Annotated in this window: 6 protein-coding genes; 2 read left to right on the forward strand and 4 right to left on the reverse strand. The window is 48.5% G+C overall.

Annotated features, from left to right (window positions below; genetic code table 11):
• The coding region (locus ACOJS8_RS12490; RefSeq protein WP_420148873.1) for a helix-turn-helix domain-containing protein at positions 1–538 on the forward strand (538 nt) is incomplete at its 5' end.
• A gap of 249 nt (positions 539–787) precedes the next feature.
• Entirely contained in the window at positions 788–1,309 is a 522-nt protein-coding gene (locus ACOJS8_RS12495) for a dihydrofolate reductase family protein (RefSeq protein WP_420148874.1), read from the forward strand.
• A 70-nt stretch (positions 1,310–1,379) separates the two neighbouring features.
• Here the strand turns inward: ACOJS8_RS12495 and ACOJS8_RS12500 are convergent, their stop codons facing one another.
• The 4 genes from ACOJS8_RS12500 to ACOJS8_RS12515 form a co-directional block, all read right to left on the reverse strand.
• Positions 1,380–2,066, reverse strand: a complete 687-nt coding sequence (locus tag ACOJS8_RS12500) for an ABC transporter permease (RefSeq protein WP_420148875.1) — start codon at positions 2,064–2,066, stop codon at positions 1,380–1,382.
• A gap of 27 nt (positions 2,067–2,093) precedes the next feature.
• Positions 2,094–2,981, reverse strand: coding sequence for an FtsX-like permease family protein (locus ACOJS8_RS12505; protein WP_420148878.1), 888 nt, complete (start codon positions 2,979–2,981; stop codon positions 2,094–2,096).
• A gap of 3 nt (positions 2,982–2,984) precedes the next feature.
• Complete coding sequence (locus ACOJS8_RS12510; RefSeq protein WP_420148876.1) at positions 2,985–3,998, reverse strand: permease prefix domain 2-containing transporter; 1,014 nt, start codon at positions 3,996–3,998, stop codon at positions 2,985–2,987.
• A gap of 64 nt (positions 3,999–4,062) precedes the next feature.
• On the reverse strand, positions 4,063–6,045 hold a 1,983-nt coding region (locus tag ACOJS8_RS12515; RefSeq protein ID WP_420148877.1), incomplete at its 5' end, for an FtsX-like permease family protein.

Consider the following 6,045-nt stretch of genomic DNA (forward strand, 5'->3'; position numbering starts at 1 on the left):
CATTTCGGTCTGTTTGTCCGGTGGGAACGCTTATCCGTTCTTCCCGGTGTCAATGCACGACGTAGCGAATCAGGTTATTAACCTCCGAGATGTATGGGGACCGCGCGCCGATGAACTACAGGATCGTGTTGACACAGCCGAAACAACACGTCAACGTATTCATCTTATTCAGCAATTCCTGATTGCCCAGCTTCATCAATTTGGGAAACCTGATTTCGGGGTAAGGTTCGGCATCGAAAAAATCAGGCAGTCTAATGGAAAATTGTCGCTGGAAGAATTAGCCGCCGACATTGGCATCAGCAATCGGCAACTGGTCAGACGCTTTAATCAGTACGTTGGCCTGTCGCCCAAAGAGTTTGCCCGCATGACCACTTTTTTACACGCCCTGAAGCACCTGAAAAATTATCCGGCTCTAAGTCTGACCGAGATTGCCTACAAAAGCGATTACTATGATCAGGCTCATTTCATTCGCGCCTGCCGCGATTTTTCCGGCCTGACTCCTGGCGAATTGACCGGAACGGACAACGTACTGTATTGAATAAGGGCAAGGACTGATTAGGTAGTTTTGATGTCCGATTCGTACAATTATCATCAAATATTCGGCCGTAATTTTGTGTCAGCATCTTAAGAAACGGGCAGTCAACACGAAAAATAGTAGCCGGTTTGTCTGGAGCAGGTAAACGGTTTATAGGTTAGCAGGGGAACCGGCTGCCGCTTACTTTTTCAGCGTCAAAGCAATGCCCGAGTGGTAGGTTACAATTGTTTTATCAAATTAATTATCAGGATCATGCGTAAAGTAATTTTAGGATTAGCCGTTAGTCTGGACAGCTACATCGAAGGGCCCAACGGCGAATATGACTGGTGTTTCACGGATCAGGATTATGGGATGGCTGCTTTTATGGAACGTATTGACGCAATTTTTATCGGTCGAAAAAGTTACGACCTGCTCAATAATATGGATGAAGCAGCTAGTGACTACGCATTTCCCGACTATAAAAAATATGTGTTCTCGAACACACTCACGGAGGTTAGCGAAGGTATGGAACTGATTCGTGGCGACTGGAAAACTAAAGTTATTGAATTGAAAAAACAGCCAGGTAATGACTTCTGGCTATATGGCGGAGCGGATCTTACTACGTCGTTCATCAGCGAAGGATTGGTCGACGAGCTTTTTCTGGCAGTTCACCCGATTATTCTGGGCGCGGGAAAGCCTCTATTTCAGAATATAAAAGACCGTGTCAGTCTGACGCTGATCGACTCAAAAACGTATTCAACAGGACTGGTGTCTCTAACGTATCGGGTAGGATAAAGGGGTTGGGGCATGGGGCAAAAGCGCATCGATGAACTTATCCTGTGCCCTTAGCCCGATGCCCCGCTCTTTATTCACTACGTAGTGATTTGACCGGATTCCTCAGAGCGGCTTTGATGCTCTGGAAACTCACGGTCAGTAAAGCAATGCCTATAGCCGATACACCTACCAGAGCGAATACCCACCAGGCAATGTCAGTTCGGTAGATAAAATCCTGCAGCCAGATATGAGAAGCCCACCAGCCAAGAGGAGTCGCAATCAGAATTGATATGATGACCAGTTTGATGAAATCTTTAGAAAGCAGCGTAGCAATACTGGCCACCGAAGCGCCCAGCACTTTCCGGATGCCAATTTCTTTAACCCGCTGTTCAGTCGTGAAGGTGCTGAGACCAAACAAACCCAGACAGGAAACCAGAATGGCTATTATGGAAAAGTACAGCACAATTTGGCCCGTACGTTGCTCAGCCCGGTATTGTCTGTCCAGGTCCAGATCAACAAAGCCGTAACTGATCGGATAGCTGGTTTCATGCGTTTTGTAAACCGTTGCGATGTCAGTTAAGGTACGTTGAACAGCGTCGGGCCGGGTTTTTATAAGCAGGTTGAAGTAAAAATCTTTAGGGCGGAATCGAAAAATGAACGGCTCGATAGCTACCTGTAAGGGGCGAAAATGAAAATCTTTGAGTACACCAATAACTTTTCCGTTCATACCCCAGAATTTAATGGTTTTGCCGAGAGCGGTTGCTGGAGTCCAGCCCATTCGTTTGGCTGCTGTTTCGTTGATCAGTTAACTTCCCTGACTCGAAGAAGTATCGGACGTGATCTGAGCCGAGAAATTTCGCCCAGACGCCAGGGCCATGCCAGTGGTCTTTACGAAATCGTCGTCCACATTCATATTGGTTATCAAAAACTCATCTTTGGGCTGTTGACCTTCCCACTCTATAGTGCTGGAATTCATTATATCAACCAACGTACTGGTGGTGGCCGACACCTGCGCAACCCCGGGTAACTGTTGAACATCCCGCTTAAATAAGGACGATTTGGCCCGTAAATCGCCTTTCAGCCGGACGTAGAGCAAGTGAGATTTGTCGAAGCCCAGCTTCTTATTCTGAATGAAGTTGAGCTGCTGATAAATGACCAGCGTAGCAATGCCCAGCAGTATAGACAGGACAAACTGCCCAACTACCAGCGATTGCCGAAATGCCTGATTGGACTTTACCGTAAAGACTCCTTTTAACACCCGTGCGGGTCGGAAGGAAGACAGAAAAAACGCAGGATACATCCCGGTTAGTAGACTTACAACTCCCGTCAGGCCTAGGAGAGCAAGCCAGAAACTCCTCTCCTGATACGGTAAAGTCAGGTTTTTGTCGGATAAGCTGTTAAACAGGGGTAGTAATCCCTGCACTAAGAGGATGGCGCCTACAATGGCTATGGTCGTCAAAAGTAAAGACTCGCTCAGAAACTGCACCACCAAACTCAACCGCTGCGCACCAACCGTCTTTCTGACTCCTACTTCCCGCGCCCGTTTTGAGGCCCGGGCTGTGGTTAGATTAATGAAGTTGACTACGGCGATCAACAGAACGATGAACCCGACCGCCAGAAAAATTCGGACGTAAAGAATATCGCTACGTTTGCCCCAATCGGTCTGGAAGTCAAATTTCGATTTTAAGTAAATGTCCTAGAGTGGTTGCAGTTCCAGCATCGTTTCCTTGTCGTTGGCGTATCGCTTGAGTTGTAGCTGAATTTTCTCAGCGAAGGAAACCAGGTTTGTTTCGGGACGTAGCCGAACGTAGGTATGATAATTATTGCTGTTCCATTTATTACTCCAGGGATCGTAGCGCTCCTGGTACTTGAGGGGCAAAAGTACATCGAACTGGATATGGGAATGGTTGGGCGCATTTTTAACTACGCCAGCCAGGGTCAGCGTATGTTCGCGGTTCAGTAAAAACGGTTTGCCTAAAATAGCGATTTTAGCCCAATCAGGGCCGAAAAAACGCTCAGCCATCGACTCGCTTATGATAACTTCGTTAGCACTTAAAAAAACGTTACGGACATTGCCGCGCACCAGTGGAAACGAGAATAAGGTGAAAAAAGAAGGATCGACGATCAGCATGTCGGTAGCTTCTGCTGATTGCCGCCCCTGCGTTAGCAGACCGCTCCAGCGTCCGATGCGGGTAGTTTGACGTACTTCCGGGAAATCGTTGGTCAGCGTGGGGGCTAGTGGGGCAGGGGTCACTGCTACGTTATAGAGTCCGTCCGCCTGTTTCTGCTTTTCCACGACGCGGTAAATACTGTCGTAATGCGTATTGAATCGATCGTACGAAAGTTCGTCAGTAATATACAGGCCGATAGCCAGGCAACAGGCCAGCCCAACCGAAAGTCCAGCTACGTTTATGCCCGAATACACCTTGTTTTTCCAAAGGCTCCGTAAACTGATTTTTAAATAACTGCGTAGCATGTCAGGGTACAGGAAAAAGGGTGACAAAGTAGATTCTGGTTTACGCTTTATCGCAAAGGGTTTTATAAATCCCAGCACATCCCGCCAGTAGCGCCAGCGGGCCCGACGCTCCCCCATCCGTTGGACCTGATAAGCAAATTCCTCATGCAAGTCGCCCTGCACTTCCTCCAGCCGGTGGGGGGCGCAGAAGAGACCTAGCAGTCGGTCAGCGAGTTTGGGTGGGGCAGTGGGCATGGGGTGTTGGGGTTAGGGCATAGGGTAGAAGCGTATCAATGAGTGTTTTCTAGCCCAATGCGATTTATTCACTACGTAGTGATTTGACCGGATTCATCAAAGCGGCTTTGATGCTCTGGAAACTCACCGTTAGCAACGTAATGAGTAAAGCGCCTGCGCCTGCGGCTACAAAAATCCACCACGACAGTTCAGTGTGATAATCGTAATACTCCAGCCAGCGACTCAGGTAGTACCAGGCTATGGGCGAAGCGATCAGGCAGGAGAGAACAACCAGTATGACGAAATCTTTCGACAGCAAACTCCACAGATTCAGCACCGACGCACCCAACACCTTTCGTACGCCGATTTCTTTGGTACGTTGTTCGGCCGTGAACGAAGCCAGACCGAATAAACCCAGGCAGCAGATGAAGACTGCCAGAATGGCAAATCCACCCGCCAGCTTACCAATACGTTCTTCCGACGCGAACTTTTTGCCAAATTCCTCGTCCGCAAACTTATAGGTGAACGGCGCCGACGGTACGTGTTTTTTGAACGTAGATTCAACAACAGCGATCGACTCGCTGGTACTCCGGCGCGGATTGAGTTTGAGCATAATCCAGTTGACGTTTTCATAATCCATGAAGTAAATCGCCTGCCTGACGGGTTCGTAGGGCGATTCGGCCAGCACGTCCTTTATGACGCCGATAATCGTAAAATACTCAGGTTTGTTGGTCGGATTATTGTCGTCGCCCCATTTAACTACCTTGCCAATTGGGTGCTCAATACCCATGAATTTGACAGCCGCTTCGTTGATCACAATAGCCGACGAATCCGTGGCAAACTTCCTTGAAAAATCACGCCCTTCACTGAATTGCCAGCCAACCGTTTTGCCGAAATCGTGCGTGACCCAAATGGTGGAGAAATCGGTATCCAGAGAAGGATCTTTGCCCGGCCAGCTAAACCCACCATTGTTCGACCAGACGCCCGTTAGTGGGCTGGACGATTCGGCCATTTCCTGAATAACACCCGCATTTTTAAGGTCGGTTTTCAATACGTCATACTTACCGTAAAAAGCGGGCGATAACATCTGAATCATGACGACGCCATTGTTATCATAGCCCAGCGGTCGATTTTTGGTATGCTGAATTTGCCGATAAACGATAATGGTGCCGATAATCAACGTAATGGAAACCGTAAACTGAATCACAACCAGCACCTTGCGTGGAGTAGCCGCCCAACCGCCCAGTTTAAAGGTGCCTTTCAATACCTTGATCGGCTGGAACGACGAGAGATAAAGGGCTGGATAGCTACCCGCCAGCAACCCGGTAATCAGAATAAAGACGAGGCTACTCAACCAGAATGAGACGTTGGTCCAGGGGAAGGTGATCTGTTTGTCAGATACTTCATTGAACCAGGGTAAAAGACCCAGAATGAGTAGTATAGCCCCGCCAAACGCAAAGAAAACGACCAGAAATGATTCGCTGAGAAACTGGTTGATGAGCTGACCACGTACTGACCCAATGGCCTTGCGAATGCCCACTTCCCTGGCCCGTTTTTCACTACGTGCCGTGCTCAGATTCATGAAGTTGATGCAGGCCAGCAGCAGCACAAAAATGCCTATGATACTGAACAGCCGAACGTACGAAATATAACCGCCCGTTTTAACGCCTTCTTCCCAGTGGCCGCGCAAACGCCAGTCGCTCATGGGGTGGAGAAACATCTCCGGTTTGTATTTCTTCTCGTCGGGCGGTACGTTATTTAATTTGGCGTTTTTAATGCGGCTACTCACCGCTTCCATATCCGTATTATCGGCAATCTGGACAAACAACTGAAACGAGTTATTTCCCCACTCCTGCTTATCGCGGGCTCGTTTCACCCAGGGCTGTGTGGCTACAAACAAGTCCCAGGGGGCAATATAGTTAAGGTCGTGAAACGACGTATTGAGCGGCAAATCTTCATAAATACCCGTTACGCGAACATCCGCTTTTCCATCAATATTAATGGATTTGCCCATCGGATCAGTTCCGTCAAAAAGTACCTGCGCCGTTGAGGCCGACAGCAGAATTGT

This window comes from Spirosoma sp., assembly GCF_048594605.1.
In the GTDB taxonomy this organism is placed as follows: domain Bacteria; phylum Bacteroidota; class Bacteroidia; order Cytophagales; family Spirosomataceae; genus Spirosoma.